Consider the following 771-nt stretch of genomic DNA (forward strand, 5'->3'; position numbering starts at 1 on the left):
GCTCACAGCCGTCCGCCACACCTTGTACGATCTGTTCAATTTTCACAGGGTCCGCTTTGCCAACCGCTAAATAATCGAGGAAAAACAACGGCTCTGCACCTTGTGCCAGCACGTCATTGACACACATCGCAACAGCGTCCACGCCAATCGTGTCATGCTTATCCATGGAAAAAGCGAGCTTTAATTTTGTGCCGACACCGTCCGTTCCCGAAATGAGAACTGGCTTTTGATAAGAAAGCTCAGACAGGTCAAACATGCCGCCAAAACCGCCAAGGCTGCCCATAACGCCAAGCCGTTTCGTGCGCTCCACGTGTTTTTTCATTCGTTTTACAGCTTCATATCCGGCTTCGATGTCAACTCCTGCGTTTTTATATGCTTCAGACATCCTATTCACTCCTTTAAGGCGCTTTTCAAAATATCTCCCCTAAAGAGGGCAGAAAGAGAAAGGCAGCCGAACTGCGCTGCCTTTATGTCATTTTCAAGTTTTATTTGGTTAATACTGCTTCTTTCACATGAGGAAGCACTGTATCCTGGTAAATTTCAGTCGGATATTTTCCTGTAAAGCAAGCGAGACACTGTCCACAATTCGAGTCATCGTATTTTCTGCCGATGCCTTTCAGCAGCCCTTCCACACTCAAAAATGAGAGGGTATCAGCTCCGATTACCTGACGGATTTCTTCAACAGAATGCGAAGACGCGATCAGTTCTTCATGTGTGGAAGTGTCAATGCCATAAAAGCACTGATGGGCGATCGGCGGTGAACTGATTTTC

Annotated in this window: 1 protein-coding gene and 1 pseudogene; both read right to left on the reverse strand. The window is 46.8% G+C overall.

Annotated features, from left to right (window positions below; all coding sequences use genetic code 11):
• Positions 1 to 385 (reverse strand): AIR synthase related protein (locus RVS70_RS21605; protein ID WP_321134774.1); only part of this gene is annotated, 385 nt, incomplete at its 3' end.
• A gap of 100 nt (positions 386 to 485) precedes the next feature.
• Positions 486 to 771 (reverse strand): annotated as a pseudogene (locus RVS70_RS21610) (amidophosphoribosyltransferase); the annotation flags it as partial.

Source organism: Virgibacillus sp. M23 (assembly GCF_034190895.1).
Lineage (GTDB): Bacteria > Bacillota > Bacilli > Bacillales > Amphibacillaceae > Virgibacillus > Virgibacillus salarius.